Source organism: Fluviispira vulneris (genome assembly GCF_014281055.1).
GTDB lineage: Bacteria > Bdellovibrionota_B > Oligoflexia > Silvanigrellales > Silvanigrellaceae > Silvanigrella > Silvanigrella vulneris.
Genome location: NZ_JACRSE010000003.1, coordinates 399,040 through 419,546, shown reverse-complemented (window position 1 = coordinate 419,546; position 20,507 = coordinate 399,040). Strand labels below are relative to the sequence as shown.

General features: G+C 32.0%; 15 protein-coding genes and 1 tRNA gene. 7 read left to right on the top strand and 9 right to left on the bottom strand.

Annotated elements, in window-relative coordinates; genetic code table 11:
* The first annotated feature begins 430 nt into the window (after positions 1-430).
* A complete protein-coding gene (locus tag H7355_RS08655) occupies positions 431-1,438 on the top strand; it encodes a hypothetical protein (RefSeq protein WP_186646584.1) in 1,008 nt (335 codons plus the stop codon).
* 98 nt (positions 1,439-1,536) lie between these two features.
* Entirely contained in the window at positions 1,537-2,847 is a 1,311-nt protein-coding gene (locus H7355_RS08650) for a site-specific DNA-methyltransferase (RefSeq protein ID WP_222435691.1), read from the top strand.
* A 19-nt stretch (positions 2,848-2,866) separates the two neighbouring features.
* On the opposite strand, the gene H7355_RS08645 is transcribed toward H7355_RS08650, so the two are convergent.
* A tRNA-Arg gene (locus tag H7355_RS08645) sits at positions 2,867-2,943 on the bottom strand.
* 202 nt (positions 2,944-3,145) lie between these two features.
* Here H7355_RS08645 and H7355_RS08640 point away from each other — a divergent pair.
* Positions 3,146-4,312, top strand: coding sequence for a ComEC/Rec2 family competence protein (locus tag H7355_RS08640; RefSeq protein WP_186646581.1), 1,167 nt, complete (start codon positions 3,146-3,148; stop codon positions 4,310-4,312).
* On the opposite strand, the gene ligA is transcribed toward H7355_RS08640, so the two are convergent.
* The 3 genes from ligA to H7355_RS08625 form a co-directional block, all read right to left on the bottom strand.
* Positions 4,298-6,268, bottom strand: coding sequence for an NAD-dependent DNA ligase LigA (ligA, locus tag H7355_RS08635; RefSeq protein WP_186646579.1), 1,971 nt, complete (start codon positions 6,266-6,268; stop codon positions 4,298-4,300). The two genes, H7355_RS08640 and ligA, sit on opposite strands and share 15 nt — an antisense overlap.
* Before the next feature lie 76 nt (positions 6,269-6,344).
* Positions 6,345-7,706: a helix-turn-helix domain-containing protein gene (locus tag H7355_RS08630; protein ID WP_186646576.1), complete on the bottom strand. Its 1,362-nt coding sequence runs from the start codon at positions 7,704-7,706 to the stop codon at positions 6,345-6,347.
* Between the two features lie 27 nt (positions 7,707-7,733).
* Positions 7,734-10,088 carry a DNA translocase FtsK gene (locus H7355_RS08625; RefSeq protein WP_186646574.1) on the bottom strand — a complete coding sequence of 785 codons (2,355 nt, stop codon included), beginning with the start codon at positions 10,086-10,088 and terminating at the stop codon, positions 7,734-7,736.
* A 49-nt stretch (positions 10,089-10,137) separates the two neighbouring features.
* Between H7355_RS08625 and H7355_RS08620 the strand changes: the two genes are divergently transcribed.
* Positions 10,138-10,887, top strand: coding sequence for an EI24 domain-containing protein (locus H7355_RS08620; protein WP_186646572.1), 750 nt, complete (start codon positions 10,138-10,140; stop codon positions 10,885-10,887).
* A gap of 3 nt (positions 10,888-10,890) precedes the next feature.
* Here the strand turns inward: H7355_RS08620 and H7355_RS08615 are convergent, their stop codons facing one another.
* On the bottom strand, positions 10,891-11,439 hold the full coding sequence (locus H7355_RS08615; RefSeq protein ID WP_186646570.1) for a DUF1003 domain-containing protein: 549 nt from the start codon (positions 11,437-11,439) through the stop codon (positions 10,891-10,893).
* Between the two features lie 294 nt (positions 11,440-11,733).
* Here H7355_RS08615 and leuS point away from each other — a divergent pair, with 294 nt between their 5' ends.
* Both leuS and H7355_RS08605 read left to right on the top strand, forming a co-directional pair.
* Positions 11,734-14,187 (top strand): leucine--tRNA ligase, encoded by a 2,454-nt coding sequence (leuS, locus tag H7355_RS08610; RefSeq protein ID WP_186646568.1) that lies wholly within the window; start codon positions 11,734-11,736, stop codon positions 14,185-14,187.
* Positions 14,188-14,291: 104 nt separating this feature from the next.
* Complete coding sequence (locus H7355_RS08605) at positions 14,292-14,846, top strand: hypothetical protein (RefSeq protein WP_186646567.1); 555 nt, start codon at positions 14,292-14,294, stop codon at positions 14,844-14,846.
* Positions 14,847-14,855: 9 nt separating this feature from the next.
* Here H7355_RS08605 and H7355_RS08600 read toward each other — a convergent pair whose 3' ends face one another.
* The 4 genes from H7355_RS08600 to H7355_RS08585 form a co-directional block, all read right to left on the bottom strand.
* The gene (locus H7355_RS08600; RefSeq protein WP_186646565.1) at positions 14,856-16,406 is read right to left on the bottom strand and encodes a DHA2 family efflux MFS transporter permease subunit; all 1,551 of its coding nucleotides are present in this window, start codon (positions 16,404-16,406) and stop codon (positions 14,856-14,858) included.
* Between the two features lie 4 nt (positions 16,407-16,410).
* On the bottom strand, positions 16,411-17,271 hold the full coding sequence (locus H7355_RS08595; RefSeq protein WP_186646564.1) for an HlyD family secretion protein: 861 nt from the start codon (positions 17,269-17,271) through the stop codon (positions 16,411-16,413).
* A 134-nt stretch (positions 17,272-17,405) separates the two neighbouring features.
* The gene (locus H7355_RS08590; protein ID WP_186646563.1) at positions 17,406-18,218 is read right to left on the bottom strand and encodes a Cof-type HAD-IIB family hydrolase; all 813 of its coding nucleotides are present in this window, start codon (positions 18,216-18,218) and stop codon (positions 17,406-17,408) included.
* A gap of 79 nt (positions 18,219-18,297) precedes the next feature.
* Positions 18,298-18,951, bottom strand: a complete 654-nt coding sequence (locus tag H7355_RS08585) for an NUDIX hydrolase (protein WP_186646562.1) — start codon at positions 18,949-18,951, stop codon at positions 18,298-18,300.
* A gap of 225 nt (positions 18,952-19,176) precedes the next feature.
* Here H7355_RS08585 and pepQ point away from each other — a divergent pair, with 225 nt between their 5' ends.
* A complete protein-coding gene (pepQ, locus tag H7355_RS08580; RefSeq protein ID WP_186646561.1) occupies positions 19,177-20,499 on the top strand; it encodes a Xaa-Pro dipeptidase in 1,323 nt (440 codons plus the stop codon).
* The last annotated feature ends 8 nt before the right edge of the window (positions 20,500-20,507 follow it).

Genomic DNA, 20,507 nt, shown 5'->3' with positions numbered 1-20,507 from the left:
TCATTTTTCATTGCATAATTTATAGATAAAAATTTAATAAATACTTATCCATATATTAAAAGAATAATTATATATAATTTAAGTGTATTTTCATAAAAAAATACGGTTTATCAAAATAAATCGATTTTGATAAACTAAAGATAAATGTTCCACTTGTCTTAGTATTAGATGGAGTCCATTCTCAAACTAAGAAAATGAATTTTGCTAAAATAGACGAGATAAATTGATCATTTTAGCATTAATTAATAATAAAAATAATGGAGAAAATCACATTTATTTAACTTCAACATTGATATCCAATATTGATAAAATACATCAGAATTTAGCATCAGAAATATATAAAAGAATTTTAGCTTGGATAATTATTTTGTATATTATAAAAATAGCAATATAATCTTTCCGTGTAACTATATACAGAGAGAAACAAACAATGTTTAATGACTCATATCCATCACTTATACAATATGTCGAAGAAATTTCTTCTGTTCAGACAAGACCTACAAATAAAAGATCAATTTTCAAATCATATAGTTGGATTTTATATTTTGTTGGATTTCTTTTAGCATTTAATATTCTTCCAATTGTTTTAAAGTCACTTTTTGATTATAACTCTTTTTTAATAAATTTTTTATTTTTTATTGTTTTTTCAAAAATTATTTATAATATCAGAAAACAGCAGTTTCAAAAAAAATCTGCATATCCATATGGAGACCAATTCCAACAAATTAAAGATACAATAAAAGAAAATGGATTTTATAAAACCGCTCAAGATTTAGATGATATCTTAAATTATGCACCTATAGTCCATAAATCTAACAAAGAACTTGTTTTAATTACAAATATTCCTTTAAAAGAATATATACAAACTCTTATAAGTATTACACAATTGATAGATAATAAAAAACACGAAAGCAAAAATCAATCGGTAAATCCGATTAAAAACATATTTACATTTTTCGAAAAAAATCTGGCTAAAATCAATGGAGCCATTATTTATCATAATAATGATTTTAAAGGCATTCACATAGTAAATATTGTACGAATTGGTTCTGGTAAGCAATTTGAAGGTATTGAAATTCTAAATGGATTTATATTAATCGGTAGAAATGAATACTTTGATGGACTCATTATTGGAGAAATAAAATTTGGAAAAGTTCTAAAAAATAATTTGCAAAATAAAAAATATAAGGAATACTTAAACTCGAAGAGTACAGATAATATATTAAAAGAAAATACTTATGAAAAACTGATAAATCTTAATAATACCAGTCTAAAAGAAACGGCTTTATTTGCATGCAATGAAATCGCTTCTATACGCTTACATTTCAATGAATTCATTTCGAATGACATTAAAAATAACTTGAAACGCACGAGTACCCAACTTAAAGAAAAAATTGATACCGAAAAAAGAATTCATGAAGAACTGAATAGATTATAAAAAACAAATATATTCCAAAGGTTGGATCTTGCTATTCATTCATAAATATTTGATAATAGTAAGAACTCAATTTTATATAAATTTCTTAGGAATATATGTTGCAAAATAAACAGGATATAAGAAAATCTAAAAATATTGTATACAATATTTCGAGTCAAAAACTGACTTACCATCTATTGGAGGATACGAATCTTTCACAAAATTCAAAAGACACACAAAATTTACTTATACATGGCGATAATCTTGATGTTTTAAAACACCTGCAAGATTCATTTAAAAATACAATCAAATGCATATATCTCGACCCTCCTTTCAATACTGGAGTGAGCATCAATTCCAAAGGTATGAAACTTAAATATTGTGATGAGTTTGATCATGAAAGATGGATTGAATTTATGCGACAACGGCTAATAGCCTGCAGAATCCTTCTGAATGAAGAAGGCTGCTTATTTCTCCATTTAGATGATAATGAATTTGCTTATGCAAAAGTCTTGCTTGATAATATATTTGGCAGGGAAAACTATATAAATACTATAACTGTCAAAACACATGATCCCTCAGGTTTTAAAGTCACTGGGAAAGTTTTATTTTCATGTGCAAATTATTTACTACTTTATGCAAAAAATAAAAACAAACTAAAACTAAATCCTGTTTATTTAGAAAAAGAGTACGATAAATTTTACTCATATTGGTTATACAATAGGGAAGAGAACCATTCACTTTGGAAATTTGAAAATATCAAAGATGCGTTTGTAAAATTAAAATTCAATAAAAGCTCATTTAAATCATTGATTCAAACCACGCAAATTAACAAAAAAGAACTTGAAAAAGACATCGCAAATTTTGCAATCTCGAATCCAAAACAAGTTTTTCGCCTAGCACCTATTGGAGGAGGAGCAAAATTAAAAAGAAATGAACTCATTGAACATTCAAAAGCACATAAGGGAGTTGTTTTCAAATCATCATGCGAAAGTAAGGATGATTTCTTTCTTTTAAATGGCAATCAAATTATATTTTATGACAAAAGGTTTCAATATATTAATGGAAAATTTAAGCCATCTGAAATTTTAACTGACATTTGGACTGACATTCCGTGGAATGGAATTGCCAGAGAGGGAGGCGTTTCATTTTGTAATGGCAAAAAGCCAGAAGCTCTCATAAAACGTATTCTATCAATCGCAACATTAGAAAATGAATGGGTATTAGATTGCTTTCTCGGCTCAGGCACAACAGCTGCTGTAGCTCATAAGATGCAAAGAAAATGGATTGGTATTGAAAAAGAAGAGCAGATTTACACTCATGCACATACGCGGTTGTGCAAAGTTATAAAAGGAAATGATTTGCATGGAATATCACGCGAACTTACTTGGAATGGAGGAGGAGGATTTAAATTTCTTGAACTGCGTTAAAAATTCAAATAAATAAAAATGGCGTCACCAGTAGGACTCTAACCTACGACCCCATCTTTAGGAAAGATGTGCTCTATACAACTGAGCTATGGCGACATTTCCTTTATCTTTGACAAAAAAAGAGCTCTCCGTCAAGTCTATATGTGAGACTCTGGCATATGTTGAAATTATGACAGATTTTGGACATATCACTCCAATAACTGAACACCTCCTTTTTTTAATGAAATAACCAACTCACAAGAATATAACTCAGAAATTGAGGAAGCTTTATTGCATATGGCTAGACATTGGAGACAGTTTGAAGTTCTCAAAGTTAAAAATTCTACAAGATGGAAATTATGTCTTTCAATATTCGCAAGGCATTATTCATGCTCTTATTACGTATACTTTTCTTTTTATAATTATTCACAACACAATATACTTTTTCTCTGACACCGGAATCATTGAAAATACCTTCAATCTTTCCTCACGCATAAAACAAAAGTCACAAAATATAGCTATTGCCATGCAGGAGAAAAACTTAGCATTAAATTTTTTAGCAAATATACGAAAACTTTCCTTTTTTGAGGCAAAGCAATTTCAATCTTCAGGACTTATTCACTTATTAGCTATATCTGGTGGACAAGTTGTTCCTCTCGCAAGTGGATTTGGGAAAATCATATCTTACTCTCTCTATTATTCATTACGTAATTCAATAACTCCCTTTCTTCTCATAGATATTATAAATAAATTTAGAACATTTTTTGCTGTAATTATTTCATTATTTTTGTGTCATATGTTTGGTTGTACGGGAGCACTAATCCGAGTTTCTTCTTTAACGTATTTGATTAAAATTAAAAATTTACAGGCTCAACATTTATTTTTTTTTCCTTTCTTTCCATACATTCCTAGCTCAACATTCACCAGATTTTTTGTTTTAATTCTTATTTCAATATTTTTTGGTAATATTTTATATAATTTCTCATTTCTTCTCTCTGCAATAGGAGCTACCTGCGCAGAAATTTCAATTTATCTTTCATATTTTTTTATTAAAAAATCAAAATTATTAGTTGCACTTGCAAGCACATGTTTAACATCTATCTTTACTGGAATTATTTTATCACCATTTTCTTCTATTCATCTACTCAACTCATGTCTGGCAAACATACTTGCTCTCCCAATAGTTTGTTTTTTAATCACTCCACTGACTTTAATTATTTTAATAATACCTGAAGATTTTTTATATTATAAACATTTTATAAATATTTTCGATCTTTCACTAAAAATTCTGAAACAGATCTCTATCGCATTTTCTGATCCATATAATATAAAAAATCCTTACGACAGAAATAACCCACTTTTTAAATTGGAGGGACTTCTATATTTAAGCATTGTTCTTGTTGTGCTTTGGGTAATTTTAGATCTCTATAAGGAAAGAAAAATCTTTTATACGAGATATCATTTTCAGAAATTAAAGTTGCGCTGAAAACTCAGATTCAGTTAGTATTTTTACATTATGTTTTAGAGCATCTTTATATTTTGAAGAGCTTGAGCTTTCATTGCAAACTAAAAAATCAGTTTTTGAACTCACTGCACTTACAAGTTTTGCGCCTGCTTTTTCGAGCATAGCTTTATATTCTTCTCGCGGCCTAGATAAAGCTCCGGTTATACATATATTTTTTCCAAAATACGGATGATTTTTTTGTTCCTCACTTAGAACACCAGAGTTATCATTGATAATTGTAACAAATTCTAATAAATTTTGAATTATCTTTTCTTTATTTACAAGAGAATCTATAAAATCTTCCGCAGATTTTTGTGCCCAACCTTTTTCAGTTAGTAAATCCTCAACCTTTAATTTTAAAACATTATTTAAAGTCTTACATTTTTTTGCAACTTCTTGGCATTTAACAGAGCCTCCTCTTTTTAAACCCAACGCAGTCAAAAACTTTGCTAATGGAATTTTTCTAGAACCTTGAATTGCTGCTATAACATTTTCTGATGATTTTTGTGCAAATCCCTCAATTTGTAAAAGATCTTCTACCGTTAATTTATAAAAATCGGCGGGTTCTTGGACTAAACCAGCTTCACGAATTTTTAATACAATTTTGTCTGAAACACCCATTATATCTAATGAAGATACATAATAAACTAAACTCTCTTGGTCTTTGTAAGTGCAATTGGGATTTTCAAGACAAAATAAATCTGGACCTTTTCGCACCAAAGGAAAACCACATAAACATTTGGTTGGAAGTTTAAATTTCTTTTCTGCTGGCTCAATTAAACGAAGTATGGCAGGAATAACTTCTCCACTGCGTATGATCTCAACTTTTGCTCCGACTGCATAGTTACCATTTTCAATGAACTCAGCATTATGTAAGGTTGCGTAAGAAATTTTAGCTCCAGATAAATAAACAGGAGTTAACTTTGCACGAAAAGAAATTTTTCCACTTCGCCCAACATTGACTTCAATCTCTTGTATTTCTGTTTCTGCAGTATCTCCGGCTTGTTTAAATGCTAAACTTCCTCTTGGGTGATGAGCTGTATTTCCGAGTGATTCCCAGATAATTTCATCTCTTAAACGGAAGACAATACCGTCAATTTGATAATCCCTTCTTGAGGAATACAAATTATTTAAAAATTCTTTTAATTTATCGATTTCATTTAAATTAACAATTTCCTTAACATGTGATATAGAAGTATAAAAGCCAATTTTATCCAGAAATTTTAATTTAGAATAATAATCTGGCTCAATGGAAAATATCTCGCTAAAATCACGTGCTGATATATAATTATTATTCTTATCAAAAGCAATAATATCATATACACAAAATTTTAAAATGCGTAAAACATCGAGCGCCCCTTCAACATCTTTTCTCCCTAATGTCCCTGGAACAGCATTTCTAAAACTATCAAACCTTTCTGTAAATTTAGGAAACTCTGAAAGTGGAAAATAAACTTCCCCTCTAATTTCAATTTTTATTTTTCCTACATTATTTGCTAAATTAATTTTTTTATTGATATCTTTTATATGATAAACATGTTCAGTTACATCTTCTCCATATTTTCCGTTTCCACGTGTAGATGCGCGCAAAAAATTTCCATTCTCATCATATTCAATTGATAAAGCCATTCCATCAATTTTATCCAAAGCAATACATTTATTTTTGCATATAAAATCAAATAGGTCTTCTACAGAATATGTTTTTGCTAAAGAAAGCATAGCTATGGAATGGGATATTTTATTATTAGTCTCTTCAAAAGGATAACCAACTAGGTTTAAAACAGGATGATCTGCACATAAATTTGTTAATCTATTTTCAAGAGCATCATATTCAGCATCACTTATTATACTTTTTCCTTTATAATATAATTTTTTATGATAAAGAATTTGTGATGCTAAATTTTCAATTTCATTTTTTGCATTTATTTTTAATGACACGTAAAAAACCTCCCTTAGAGTCAAGAGAGGTTATAACAATCTTATTCAACAACAATCAAGCTTTTCATTTTATGATTTATTCAACATAGGGTTGGGCATTTAAAATAATCTTTCTTTTTCTACCCACATAACCAAGAGGACCATGATCCCAGCCTTCATAAGTTAATGATGCTTTTGAAGCATCACTTATCGTGATTTCTGCTTTTTGTTTAAAAGGAATTTCAAAAACTCCAACTGGATGGGTTCCTGAATATATTTGCTTTCCATCAGATTCAACAATGATATTTACTTTACTTGTCACATTCAGTTTTGCCGTGTGTTCAATAATCATTGAGTTTGAAACTTTTTGTGATGAAATACTCATCCCACCTGCTGCCACTGTTTGTGTTTGCCCAGCAGTCTCTGTAGATTCATGCGTGTCTTTATTTTGTTGAATATTTGGCTCAACAACACTCGAAGGGATAGGCTCTGCTACTTCTACATTATTTTCTATAGATTTTGCATTTAAATTAGTTACTTTATTTTGATGTGAATTTTTTGAACTTAAAAAGAGTGTAATAAAGCCAAATATTGCAAAAAAAGCTAAGCCTAAAACGATGCGCATTGGAGCTAAATCAACAGAACCTCTTTTTTTCTCAGTTTCTACTTTAAACTCCTGACTATCATTTTGAATATTTTCAACTCTAGTGTGATAAATTGGTTCACTTTCAGTATATTTTACTTCAATTGCGCTTTCTTTTACAACCGAATAATTATTCTCTGGCATAGCTCGTTTAACAGGTTCAGCTCTTGGCAGAGGTGCGGATTCTGCATAACTGCTATAATTTGTTTTATGTCCTTGGAAATTGGATTTTTCTTCAACCTCAATTCCTAGTACTTCGAAAGCATTTGGGGTGACAATTGCATTTGAATGCGGACGCTGTGGAATATATGCTGGTCGATTGTAGGATTTAGCTTGAGAATTTTCATCTGTTGAAGCAGCTGCAGGCGAATTAAAATCTGCAGGAACATCACCCCCAGTTACTTTTTGAAAGTCTCTTCTTGAAATAGAGCGAATCACTTCAGCAGATTCTTCCGCAGCTGGATGATATTTAGATTTTTTTGTTGAAGAGGACATTAAACTTTCTGATTGTCTTTCCACTCTTACTGTTTGCAAATGTTGAAAAGATTCAAATTCAGGAATGTGGACTGAAAGTTCTCTCGCATAAAGACGTATCAATCCTCTACCATTTAATCCAGGTGGCAATACATCCCAATCACCAGCTTCAATGGCTTCAATGTACCTATCTCTGATTTTTACCCGTGCTGAAACTTGGGAATGAGATAACCTTCGACTTTCACGAGCTTGCTTCAATCGACTTCCGACAATATTTGCCGTTTCGTAAGTAACGCCAAGAGCATTCTTGTCATTTGGAGATGCGACTTGCGTTATATTCATATCCACAGTCCTTTTTAGATTTCAGCCCTAAAATCTTTTTAATACGGGTCTAGGCTTGCCAGTTGCTTCCGACTGTCCAACAATCCCCTCGCGTATCATTCTATCCATCAATCGAGCTGCTCGGTTATAACCTATTCGGAATTCTCTCTGAATACTTGACGTACTTACGTTTCCGCATTCACGAGCAAACTCAACAGCTTTATCATAGAGAGTATTTTCATCTATCGTCTCATTATCTCCCAAGATTGAGGGCATACTTAATGAGCTTACTTTGTCATTTTTTTGTCTTAAATCTTGTGATGCTCTTTCAATATCTTGCATAACATTCGCTTCATAAAATGTAGGATATAATTTTTGCAATTTGTTGGATAAAGCATTTATCTCTTTATCATTAACAAATGCACATTGTGCTCGTATGACTTTACTAATACCAGGCGGTAAAAAGAGCATATCACCCTTTCCAAGCAAACGTTCTGCACCAATATTTTCAATTATTGTTCTACTATCATGCCGAGAAGACACTTGAAAACTCAAGCGGCAGGGGAGATTTGCTTTAATAACACCAGTCAAAACATCCACACTTGGCCTTTGTGTTGCAAGTATAAGATGAATCCCAGCAGCACGTGCTTTTTGTGCTAATCTTTGGATACTATCTTCAACGTCCTTGGGGGCAGTCATCATAAGATCGCTTAATTCGTCAACGACAACAACAATGTATGGTAAATAATCGAGAGCTTTATTGCTCTCTAAATCTTTAATTTCACCCTTTTCAATCCCATTATTAAATGCCATGACATTACGGACTTGGTAATTTTTCATCAAACGATAACGCCGCTCCATTTCCTCAATTGCCCATTTTAAAGCACCAGCCGCTTTATCTGGTTCAGTGACAACTGGCATAAGTAAATGACCAATTCCGTCATAATTTGAGAGCTCTAACATTTTTGGATCGACTAATAGCAGTCTTAATTGGCGAGGTGTTTTACTCATCATAAGACTTAAAAGCATTGAATTAATACAAACACTTTTGCCTGAGCCTGTTGAACCTGCAACTAATAAATGCGGCATAGCTGATAAATCAGCTATCAGTGGTGTTCCATCCACATTTTTACCCAATGCAACTGGCAAAGGAATTTTAGGATTTTGAAAGAGTGGAGATTCCATAATTTCTTTAAGAGAAACCGTTTCTCTAATTGATGCAGGAATTTCGATACCAAGTGCACTTTTCCCAGGTTGTAGACCAATTAAAACGCTTTGTGCACGCAAAGCCAATGTTAGATCATCTTGCAAAGAAAGAACTTTATTTACTTTAATTCCAGCTGCAGGTTCAAACTCATGGACGTTAATGACAGGACCATTCTGGCTTTTTATCACTGTTCCTTTTACCCCAAATGAGGCTAATTTTTCTTCAATTTGACTAGCTTCAGCCTTTAATTTTTGATTTTCAAGTTCTACGTTTTTTTTAGGAAAATTAGATTTATGATACTCAAGTAAATTTACTAAGGAGTCATAATCTGATTTTGCAATTGAAAATGCAGAATTTATAATATTTAGAGATGATGTATTTTCAATTTCTGAAATTGGTGGATTATTTTTTATTTGATTTTCACTTTGCCCTGAATTTTTAAGACTATTTTCACTCAAATTTTTCTTTATCTCTTCACGATTACGTCTAAATATTTCTTCATGAGTGAGTTGCACATGTTCCTTTTCATTTTCGGGTAATTCATCAGAAACAACACCTACAAAATTTTTTGTTGAGTTAAAAGGTAACAATGCCAGTAAATATGAAACTGTTGCAATGGGTCTTATTCCTAAAGATAAGGTCAAACTCGCTAAGCCTGCTATTGATAAAGAAATTATTGCACCTGATTTACCAACCAACATAGTTGTGAAATGAGCAATACTCGATCCGAGCAAACCGCCAGTGTAGATATCAATTCCTCTAAAATGAGTTTCTGGTAAAATTAAGGATAATAATCCTAAGTAACAGGCAATGAGCTGTGGATAGCCAAATATTCTTAAAATAAATCTACTTTTTTGTTTGGGCTTGCGAAATGTATTTAAAAGTTGAGCAATAAATACCATTGAAAATACGATAGAACCTAAACCAAATACCTGGAAACACCAGTCCGCTATGGATGCACCTATAGGCCCAAAAGTATTTGTGATTTCTGCAAGTTTATTTGTCACTTGTGAACTTATATTAAAAGAACTTGGATCTGCTGGATTATATGTAATAATTGAGACGAATATACAAAAAGTAATCCCTAACAGGAGTACATGTATATATTCTTTAAAATATTCCTGATTATTTGCTGTATTTTTTTGCATAACAGAGGAATTCTGATTTTTATTTTGTAACTCAGAGGACATTGCCATTGAGAGTCTCCATAAGTCGAACTATTCTTAAATTATAAAGGAGGACCTAATGTCCCATTCACCCATCCAACAAATAATCATAGGATTTAAGGCCCCGTTCCATTCTGTCAGATTTTTTAAACTCAATAAAGGTATGCTTTTATTAGGGGTAAGTCCCCACATACTGAATCTCCTCTTATACACTTGGCTAATTAGAAATATAGTCATAGCAAAATGGATTCACCCTTTGTTCAATTCACTATCATTAAAGTGGCAAGATTCATTTATCGCCCCTATTTTTAATCCCACCTTTATCGAAATTGTAGTTTGGATAGTTGGGTTTTTATTTTATGGGGTGTTTGGCACTGCATTTGTAAATGCCTATGCAAGCCCACTTTACGATATTATTGCACAAAAAGCATTCGAAAAAACATCTGGTACTCTTATGCGCAAACAAGGTTTAATGGATTTTATTGACAGCATCATATCAGAGTTTACAAAAGGCATTATCGTTATAAGCATTATTATAATATCATTTTTTGTCCAGATTTTTGCTCCTCTCGTTTTTTTTATAGGAATTTGGTATTTAGGCTGGAGTAGCATTGATCGAACCCTACTTCTTATGAATTTACCTTTGAGAAAAAGATTTATTTTTGGCATTCGCAATTGGGGACTTTGTGTTGGCCTAGGAATATGGAATTATATACCACTCATTGGAGCAATTTTTTCTTTTGCCATGGCTGCTGCTGGTGCAATTGTAGTTGCTGAAAGCAAAGCGGGAGAAGCTTATGTTGACGATCAAAATGATTTAACTTTATAAGAGTTAAGCAGATATTTTCTCCCCATTCTCTATTTTCTCTGATTTTTTATTATTTAATATTTCATTTTTTTGGATTTCTACTTTAAGCAAATCTTTATTTTCTATTTTATTATTATCTAATATTTTAACTTTTCTCTTTTTTGAAGACATCTTTCGTGTAAGACGTGTAATTTGTTTGAATTCTTTTAAATACATTTCTCTATCGTGCTTAATTTCAGATTCAATGATTTCTATTTTCTTAAAAATCTTTTTTTCGAGTTCGTAGTCTTGTTCAAGCAAAGATTTTCTATAATCAGTCGATTTGCGGCTGTAGAGCAAAAGTATAGGGGTTTGGATAGCACCTAATAAAGCCAATACCGTACGCAAACCGTTATAGGGGTAGGGATCGAATTTTAAATTTGGAACCATAAAAGTATTCCAAATAACGCAACCCCCCACAAGTGATATAAAAAACAGCAAAGCCCACCATGAGGTTGAAAACTCATAAAAGCTATTGCCGGATTTATCACGAATTTCTTTGAAAGATTTTAATTTCTTCTTAGCCAACTGCATTAGAATCACCTGCTTATGTCAATTTTGTTACGATGAGAAGCAAAGCATTTCCTGAGTTTACACAATCGTCACGTACTTGTAAATATTTTGTGACTTTTTTGTGACATCGTAGTTTCTTCAGTCATCAAAAAACTTTATAAAAATGAGTGCTTTAAAAAAAACACATAATTATTAACCCTGTATTAGGAAACTCTCTTCCACTTAATGCTGTTCTTTGTTACAAATGAGCTCGATTTATCTGCACCCTATGGGTAAAAAGGGTGGGTTTTATAACACTTACTGTCGAGGATTGACATGGCGTACCAACATAAGCAACTTGAACCGCGCTGGCAAAAATACTGGAAAGATAAAAACATTTTCAAAACAAATGAAGATAAATCTAAACCAAAGTATTATGCTCTCGACATGTTCCCATATCCAAGCGCTTCAGGATTACACGTAGGGCACCCGCTTGGTTATACAGCGACAGATATCACATCACGCTACTACCGCATGAAAGGGTATAATGTTTTGCACCCCATGGGCTGGGATGCCTTTGGCTTACCAGCAGAGCAACATGCAATAGATACAGGGGAACACCCAGCAAAGTTAACATATGCGTCCATTGAGAACTTTAAAAAACAACTCGATAGTATTGGATTTTCTTATGACTGGAGCAGAGAAGTTGCTACCTGCGACCCAAAATTCTTTCATTGGACACAATGGATTTTCACTAAGTTATTCGAAAAAGGTTTAGCGTACCAAGCTGAAGTTTTCGTTAATTGGTGTCCAGAGCTAAAGACAGTGCTTGCAAATGAAGAAGTTATAGAAGGAAAAAGTGAGCGCGGTGGACATCCTGTCTTTCGCGTCCCCATGAAACAATGGATGCTTAAAATAACTTCCTATGCAGAGCGCCTTTTAGAAGATCTAGACGATCTCGATTGGCCAGAATCAACCAAAGAAATTCAAAGAAATTGGATAGGAAAATCCATTGGCGCAAAAGTAAAATTTGCTATTGAAAATTTCGAGTCAGAAAAAATTGAAATTTTTACAACTCGCCCAGATACTTTGTTTGGCGCAACTTATATGGTACTTGCACCTGAACATCCACTCGTAAATACCATTACTCTTGAAGAAAATAAAGCGCATGTCGCAGAATATCGTGAATTTGCTTCGCGTAAGAGTGATCTTGACAGAACAGAATTAAATAAAGAAAAAACAGGTGTATTCACAGGTTCATATGCAATAAATCCTGTAAATAATGAAAAAATTCCAATTTGGATCAGTGATTATGTCATGATGGGGTATGGCACTGGAGCAATTATGGCAGTTCCTGCTCACGACACACGAGATCATGAATTTGCTCTCAAATTTAACTTAAAAATCATTCAAGTTGTTGCTGCACAAAATAACTCTTTTGATATTCAAAAAGAAGCATATACAGATGATGGGGAAATCATAAATTCTCAATTCCTTAATGGTTTAAATATTGAAGCTGCAAAAGAAAAAATCATTCAATATTTATCAGAAAAAAATCTTGGGGAAAAAAGTATCACTTATAAATTAAGGGACTGGGTTTTCAGTCGGCAAAGATATTGGGGAGAACCTATTCCAATTATGAAAGATTCTCAAGGCAATGTCCTAAGAGCTTTCAAAGAGTCCGAACTCCCTTTAACTTTACCAGAAGTCCAAAGTTATGAACCCACAGGAGATGGCAAAAGTCCTTTATCTGCAATTACAAGTTGGGTGCAAAAGAAAACAAAAGATGGAACATTAGAATTTGTTGAGACAGACACAATGCCTGGCAGCGCTGGTAGCAGTTGGTATTTTTTAAGATATGTAGACCCATTCAACAGCAAGCAATTAGCAGATTTCGAAAAACTCAAATATTGGATGCCAGTTGACCTTTATATAGGCGGACAAGAACATGCGGTCGGACATTTGCTGTATTCAAGATTCTGGACAAAAGTTTTATATGATATTGGTGTTTGTCCAGTAAAAGAGCCTTACCAAAAATTGGTTCACCAAGGCATGATTTGCAAAAATGGGGCCAAAATGTCTAAATCTAAAGGCAACGGTTTAAGCCCTGACGAAGTGATCGAACAGTATGGGGCGGATTCACTTAGAGTCTACGAAATGTTTATGGGGCCACTCACCCAAACAAAAGAATGGGATGACAGCAACCTAGCGGGTGTGCATCGTTTCTTAAGTCGGGTAGAACGCTTTTATCTTTCAGATGATGGAAAGAGTTTATTAAATACAGAACCTGCTACTCAGCAAGATTACAAAATACTGCATAAAACGATCAAAAAAGTCACTGAAGATATTGAAAATTTAAGTTTCAATACAGCTATTGCACAAATGATGATCTTCTTAAATTCAGTTGCAGAATCACAATGCAAAAATAAAGAAATATTAAGTAAATTTTTACAAATTCTTTCACCATTTGCACCGCATTTATCTGAAGAACTTTGGTATAAATGTTTTGTAGAAGAAAAAATTTCACCGGATAGTAGCAAATATGAATTTATTTCATTGAGTGAATGGCCTACATATAACCCAGAGTTTATTATCGATAACGAAATAAAAATTGGCGTCCAAGTGAATGGCAAACATAGAGGTGAGATAACAATCCCGTTAAATGCAAGCCAAGAGATCGCTGTAGCAGCAGCCATGGAAAATAGTAATGTTAAAGCTACTCTCGAAGGAAAAACTTTAAGAAAAACTATATATGTTGCAAATAGAATATTGAACTTTGTGGCAACGTAAAAGAGTCAATTTTTAAACCAAAAATAATTGACTTCTCACATCTTCCCTCTGCCCTCTGCTAGTATCAGACTAAGTTATATGCAGAACCCATCAGCGAGGGAAGAATGGAAGCACAAATTGCAATTGACACTCATATATCAAATATTATGCAAATATTTTCACAAAGAGTTTCTTCAATTTCAGAACAAGCCGTTCTTAATATTGGGGATTATTTTCAAAAATTAAGCACTCTGACTGAAGAACAAAAAGAAATGCTCAATAAATTAACCAAAATCACAATTTCTAAAATTGAAAATATTGCTATCCATGAAAGCCTACAAGAATCTGAATTACGCAGAACTATCCTGGATATGAAAGAAAAAAATAGTCACTTAATGGAAATTGTAGGGCCAATTATAATGTTACTGCAATTTCAAGACCGAATGAGTCAAGAGCTAAATGGTTTATTAAACTCTTTAAAAAATATTATTGAATATATAAAAACAAGTGCTAATACCAATTTACCTGTTCCTAATGATGAATTTTGGGTTGAAACTTCCAAGAATTTCACGAACTATGAATCAAGAAATTTATTTTTAAAAATAATTTTTGGCGATGATTATAATTTACAAGAAGAATCGATTCCAACTGCAAAAACAGTAGATGATTATTTCTTTTAAAAAGCATTTTTAGTGAGAATCTACAGGATTTACTTTCTTTTTAATCTTAACCAACATAAGTGGAATAAAAGATAAACTAAAAATGCACATCATAATTACGACAAGTTGTAAAAAACTTAAGGTAAAAGCTTGTGCTTGTACTCTCTGATACAAATTCTTTAAAGCAGCTTCTGAACTATCAGCCATACCTATACTTGAGTTAAATTTAAATGCTAAATTATTTGTTGTTGAAATAAATACATCCTGTACATTCACATCTAAAAGAGATATTTTACTAATTAAATTTAAATAATTAATATCTATATTTCGCGATAATAATGTATCGATAAGTGCTATTCCCATACTTCCACCCACTTGCCTAAACAAATTCATCAGACCTGCAACTTGACCCAGTTCGTATCCAGAAAACTGACTCAATATAGAAGAATTTATTGGTATAAAAAGAAAAGCCATCGCTATTCCTCGAATAAATAACATTCCCAATAATTCATTTTGAGAAGTGAGTGGAGAAAAATAAGTCATAGAATAGAGACAAAGTTCCACAAAAATTAATCCAATCACAATTAGAAATCTTGGATCAGATATTTTTTGCATACTTTTCCCAACAAACGGCATTAAAATCGCAGTCAAAAGTGAACCTGGAATAAATAAAACACCGATTTGCGTAGCTGTATAATGAAAAATATTATTTACAAAAACTGGAAGTACAAAGACAATCCCATATAAAAAAAATCCAAGACACGCCATAAGGAGAACGCCACCCACGACAATAGGATTGGCAAATAATTTTATGTTGATAATGGGTTCTTTGACTTTTAATTCCCACCAAATAAAAAGAAATATTGAGATAAAAGAAACGATAGCGCAAGCCGTAATTATTTTAGAAGAAAACCAATCATCGGCTTGTCCTCTTTCCAATAAAAATTGGAGACAACCAACACCAAAAATAAGCAGTATCAATCCAATTGTGTCTAAATTTGATTTTCTTGCTTTTTGTGAGTCTGTCCTATCTTGAATACAAATCATTCCAACAAATAAAGTTAATAAACCTATTGGTAAGTTGATATTAAAAATAGATCTCCAACCATACTCATCAGTTAAATAGCCACCTAAAACGGGTCCAAGTGTCGGCCCAATCATGACGCTCATACCAAAAATGGCTCCTGCCATTCCTGCTTTTTCTTTAGGAAATTGTTCAAAAATTAAAGCTTGTGACGTTGGTAAAAGTGCACCACCAGCCAAACCTTGTAAAATTCTAAAGATAATTAATGATGTTAAATTTGGAGCTAAACCACATGCAACAGAGGTAATTGTAAAGACAATAATACAACCTAAATAATAATTTCTTCGCCCAATTCTTTCACCAAGCCATGCAGAAGCTGGTAATACAATAGCATTTGCGACAGTATAACCCGTTACAATCATGCTTGCGTCTTCGAGGGTAGCCCCTAAATTTCCCATAATTGTAGGAATAGCTATATTTACAATAGATGTATCGATAATTTCTAAGAGTGATGCTAATACAGCTACAAAAACAATTAATTTTGAATTTAAAGTCATTTTATTAACCAGATGATTTTTTAATTTTTACTAATGCTGAAAGCCCTGATCTTAATAATTCAATGTCTTTATCAGTTAATTTCTCAAATTTAATTCTAATAGGTACTCTTTGCACAACTTTTGTAAAATTCCCTGTGGCATTATCAGGTGGTAATAAAGTAAATGTTGCACCCGTAGCTGAACTTATGGAATAAACAGATCCTTCATATTTTTTACTTGAAATTGCATCCACTTCTATTAGCACACTTGTACCGATACGAATAGATTCAATTTCTGTTTCTTTAAAGTTTGCGGTAATCCAGCGCTCTTCTGAGTCAACAAATCCTATTAAAGGAACTCCTGGACTTGCGAATTGTCCTTGTTCAACAGAAGATTTTGCAATTATACCATTTGTCGGAGCCTTTATTTTTGTAAATTCAAGAATGAGTTCTGCTTGTAAAACTTGGGTATGTACACTATCGTATTGTGCTTTTGTATCAGTATAATTTGCTAAACTTGTATCATATTGTTGTTGAGTTGTTGCACCTGATTTATATAGTTTTTCTGATCTTCTAAAATTTCTTTCAGAATCCTTGAGCTTTGCTTCGAGCGAAATTAAATTCGATTTTACTTGTTTTAAAGTATTTTGATAGTCTCTGTCATCAATTTCAACTAAAATATCCCCTTTCTTTACTTTTTGTCCTTGAATTACATTCACTTTAGTGATGTAACCACTTATTTTAGACGCAAGTAAGACTGCATGTCCTTCCACTTGAGCATTATCAGTCGATACATAAAAAATATTTTGCAATATAAAATATGAAATTATGACTAAACCAATTGAAGCTGCTATAGAAAAAAAAATCTTTTTAGGAGATATATTCACTTTAAATCCTTTTTAAATTATTAAAGCAAATAAAGTTTGATTCCTTTAATAATAAAATAGCTTATTTAAAATAAATAGTATTAATCTTTCAAAAGTATGACAACAGGTAATATTTACCAGATATATATAATATTTTAATTATTTAATGAAAAATATTTTCGCAAAAAATACGCAACACCATCTTGATCATTAGAAAGAGTCACTTCTTTTGCTGCATTTTTTGCCGCTATAGAGGCATTGGCCATTGCAACACCAAATCCGCAATTTTTAAGCATAGCTTCGTCATTATCACCATCACCAATGCAAATAAATTCATCAATCGCTAAGTTATTTATTTTAGCAAATTCTAAAACTCCTGTGTATTTAGAAACACCGTAAGCATTTATTTCCAAAGAATCTGGCTTTGATAAAACTATACCAAGATGACTAAATTTCTCTATTAAAAAATTTGAAAATTGTTTTAATATAATTGGTTCAGATACGATCATTATTTTTTCTGCATTTTCGATTTCATAAGCTTCTTCACCAATTATATTTGGTAAAAATCCTATTATTCTCGCTTCTTCTTGTGCTTTTTGACTATTCCATGGAACAAGCCAATTAAATTCACTGTATATGTGCATAGTCAATTTTTCTTTTACATATTGAGCAGTAAATTCTTTATAAATTTTAAAAATATGATCTAAATCAGCTTTTTCTATAGATTTTTTATAAAGAATTTTATGATCTTTCTGTGCTATAATAGCACCATTTCCAGCAATCATCATTTCATTTTTTAAACCAATACTTTGTGCAATTTTTAACACGGATTGTATAGGTCTTGCACTTGCTAAAACAACTTTTATCCCCGAATTTTCCAATTCTAAGAGTGTTTTTATTGCTAAAGGGGAGACAGAGTGCGAAGAATTTAATAACGTGCCATCAAGATCTAAAGCCACAGCTTTCATTTATTCACCCAAATCAAATTAATCTGTTATAAAATGGAAAGAATTTTTTCTTCCATTTCTATATTCAATTTATAAAATATTATAGTGATTGAATCAATATATTTAATTTTTTAAACTGTCTAATTGTACTATATTCATTAGTATAGCTTTGAATTTCATGAATTGGGATCCACTTCAAATCTAACGATTCTTCAGAAATTAAAATATCATCTTCTTTTTCTGCTAAAATTAAATAACGAATATCATAATGAAGATGAGTTGGTTCTGCCAACCTTGCAGGAATTTCATGTATATCTAAATCAAACGGAATAATATTTTCAAAATCATGCATATTGTATTTTTGTGGGAAAGCAAAATAGTTTAATAAATGAAGAAGATTTGAACCAGACTCCTCATTTGCTTCCCGCAGAGCGACCTGGTGCACTAAATGATCGCCATCACAGTGTCCTCCTAATTGCAACCATTTCTTTAATTTTGCATGAAAAGTCATCAAAACTTTTGTGAAATCTTTATTGACTACCAATGATGAGCCAGTCACATGTCCACTTAAATTGCTCCTTTGAAAACAATTTTCTTCCCCTTTAATAAAATCGGTCAACCGTGACAAAGCAAACAATTGCTCTTCTGTTTGTTCTTCGTAACTCTTAAATATTCCAAGAATTGATTGATCTTTATATCTTTCTAATGCTCTCAAAATGATTTCACGTTTTCCGTATTTATTTATTTCACTCATTTTTTTACTTCCATTCATATCTAAGAACAAATAACTTATAAAACAAGGACATATAGCACAAATTTCTTTTTTATAAAAGCTTAACTCAAATTTTTAACAAAATACTCTAGACTAACTGTTTTCCTAGCAACAAGAATAAAGAAAAAATGAATCTATTTCATTTTCAATTAGAATTGTTTAGATTATGCTCTTGAAAAGAACTTCTCTAAATCAAAAGGAAATTCTATGAACAACCTGACCACACTTTTTTCAGAGCATATTAAACAAAGAATGACGGATGCTGCTGAAGCACTCAATGCTCTCAACTACCGCGCACTTATATTAGGAGCTGGAGAGCCTTTTACATATTTCACCGACGATGTAAATGCATTGTTCCGTCCAAATCCACATTTTGCCCATTGGTGTCCTGCAAAAGGTGCTCACCACGTTATAAAATACGAGCCAGGAAAAAAACCCCTTCTCATTTATTATGCGCCTGATGATTTTTGGCACTACCATGAACTTTTTGGCAATCCATTTTGGGCAAACGAATTTGAAGTTATAGAAGTCAATTCTATTGATAAAATTTGGTCACAACTTGGTGATCTTAGCTTTTCTGTTTTTATCGGCAATGAGACAAAATACGCAGCCGTTCACAATGTTCGAATCAATTGTGAGCTTATGACCTCTCGATTAAATTGGTACAGACGATCAAAATCAAATTATGAAATTTATTGTATGTCTGAAGCAAATAGACTTGCTGCTAAAGGACATATTGCTGCAAAAAACGCATTTTTGAATGGTGCATCAGAATATGAAATTCACATGACGTATTTGCATGCAATGGATTGTGTCGATGCCGATCTTCCCTACACAGGAATTGTTGCTCTCAATAAAAATGGTGCTATTTTGCATTATCACAATCGTGAAACAATTAAAAATGGTAAAGTACTTTTAATAGATTCTGGTGCTTCATTTAATAATTACCCATCAGATATTACAAGAACATATACTCAGAATAAAGCAGATATCGTTTTTCAAGATCTCCTAAATCAAACTGAAAAAATGCAAATTGAATTGTGTTCTCAAGTAAAGACGGGGTTATATTTTCCTGATTTACATACAAATTGTCATCTCAAAATTGCTGAAATTTTAGAAAATTTAGGCGTACTCAATATTTCTGGTGATTACGAAAGTGCAGTAAATGAAGGAATTACAAAAGTATTTTTTCCACATGGCTTAGGACATATGCTTGGCATTCAAGTCCACGATATTGGTGGAAAACAATTGGATGTACAAGGAAATCCCGCGCCTAAAAATCCAAAAGTTATTTTTAGTAATTTACGTTTTGTTGGAACCCTTGAACAAAATATGGTTGTTACTATTGAACCAGGAATATATTTTATTCCAATACTATTAAATAATTTTAGAAGTAATAGTTCTTTTGCAGATAAAGTAAATTGGAATCTAGTTGAAAGACTTATCCCATTTGGAGGAATTAGAATAGAAGATGATGTTGTCGCACAAGGGCATTCTCAAAGAAATTTAACAAGAGAATTTCTTCCATAAAAAAAGAT

Bases quoted from the DNA above. Each gene is read 5' to 3' on its own strand.
- H7355_RS08625 (WP_186646574.1), bottom strand. From the start codon at position 10,088: ATGGCAATGTCCTCTGAGTTACAAAATAAAAATCAGAATTCCTCTGTT.
- H7355_RS08585 (WP_186646562.1), bottom strand. From the start codon at position 18,951: ATGAGTGAAATAAATAAATACGGAAAACGTGAAATCATTTTGAGAGCA.
- H7355_RS08605 (WP_186646567.1), top strand. From the start codon at position 14,292: ATGGAAGCACAAATTGCAATTGACACTCATATATCAAATATTATGCAA.
- H7355_RS08615 (WP_186646570.1), bottom strand. From the start codon at position 11,439: ATGCAGTTGGCTAAGAAGAAATTAAAATCTTTCAAAGAAATTCGTGAT.
- H7355_RS08655 (WP_186646584.1), top strand. From the start codon at position 431: ATGTTTAATGACTCATATCCATCACTTATACAATATGTCGAAGAAATT.
- pepQ (WP_186646561.1), top strand. From the start codon at position 19,177: ATGAACAACCTGACCACACTTTTTTCAGAGCATATTAAACAAAGAATG.
- H7355_RS08590 (WP_186646563.1), bottom strand. From the start codon at position 18,218: ATGAAAGCTGTGGCTTTAGATCTTGATGGCACGTTATTAAATTCTTCG.
- H7355_RS08600 (WP_186646565.1), bottom strand. From the start codon at position 16,406: ATGACTTTAAATTCAAAATTAATTGTTTTTGTAGCTGTATTAGCATCA.
- leuS (WP_186646568.1), top strand. From the start codon at position 11,734: ATGGCGTACCAACATAAGCAACTTGAACCGCGCTGGCAAAAATACTGG.
- H7355_RS08620 (WP_186646572.1), top strand. From the start codon at position 10,138: ATGTCCCATTCACCCATCCAACAAATAATCATAGGATTTAAGGCCCCG.
- H7355_RS08630 (WP_186646576.1), bottom strand. From the start codon at position 7,706: ATGAATATAACGCAAGTCGCATCTCCAAATGACAAGAATGCTCTTGGC.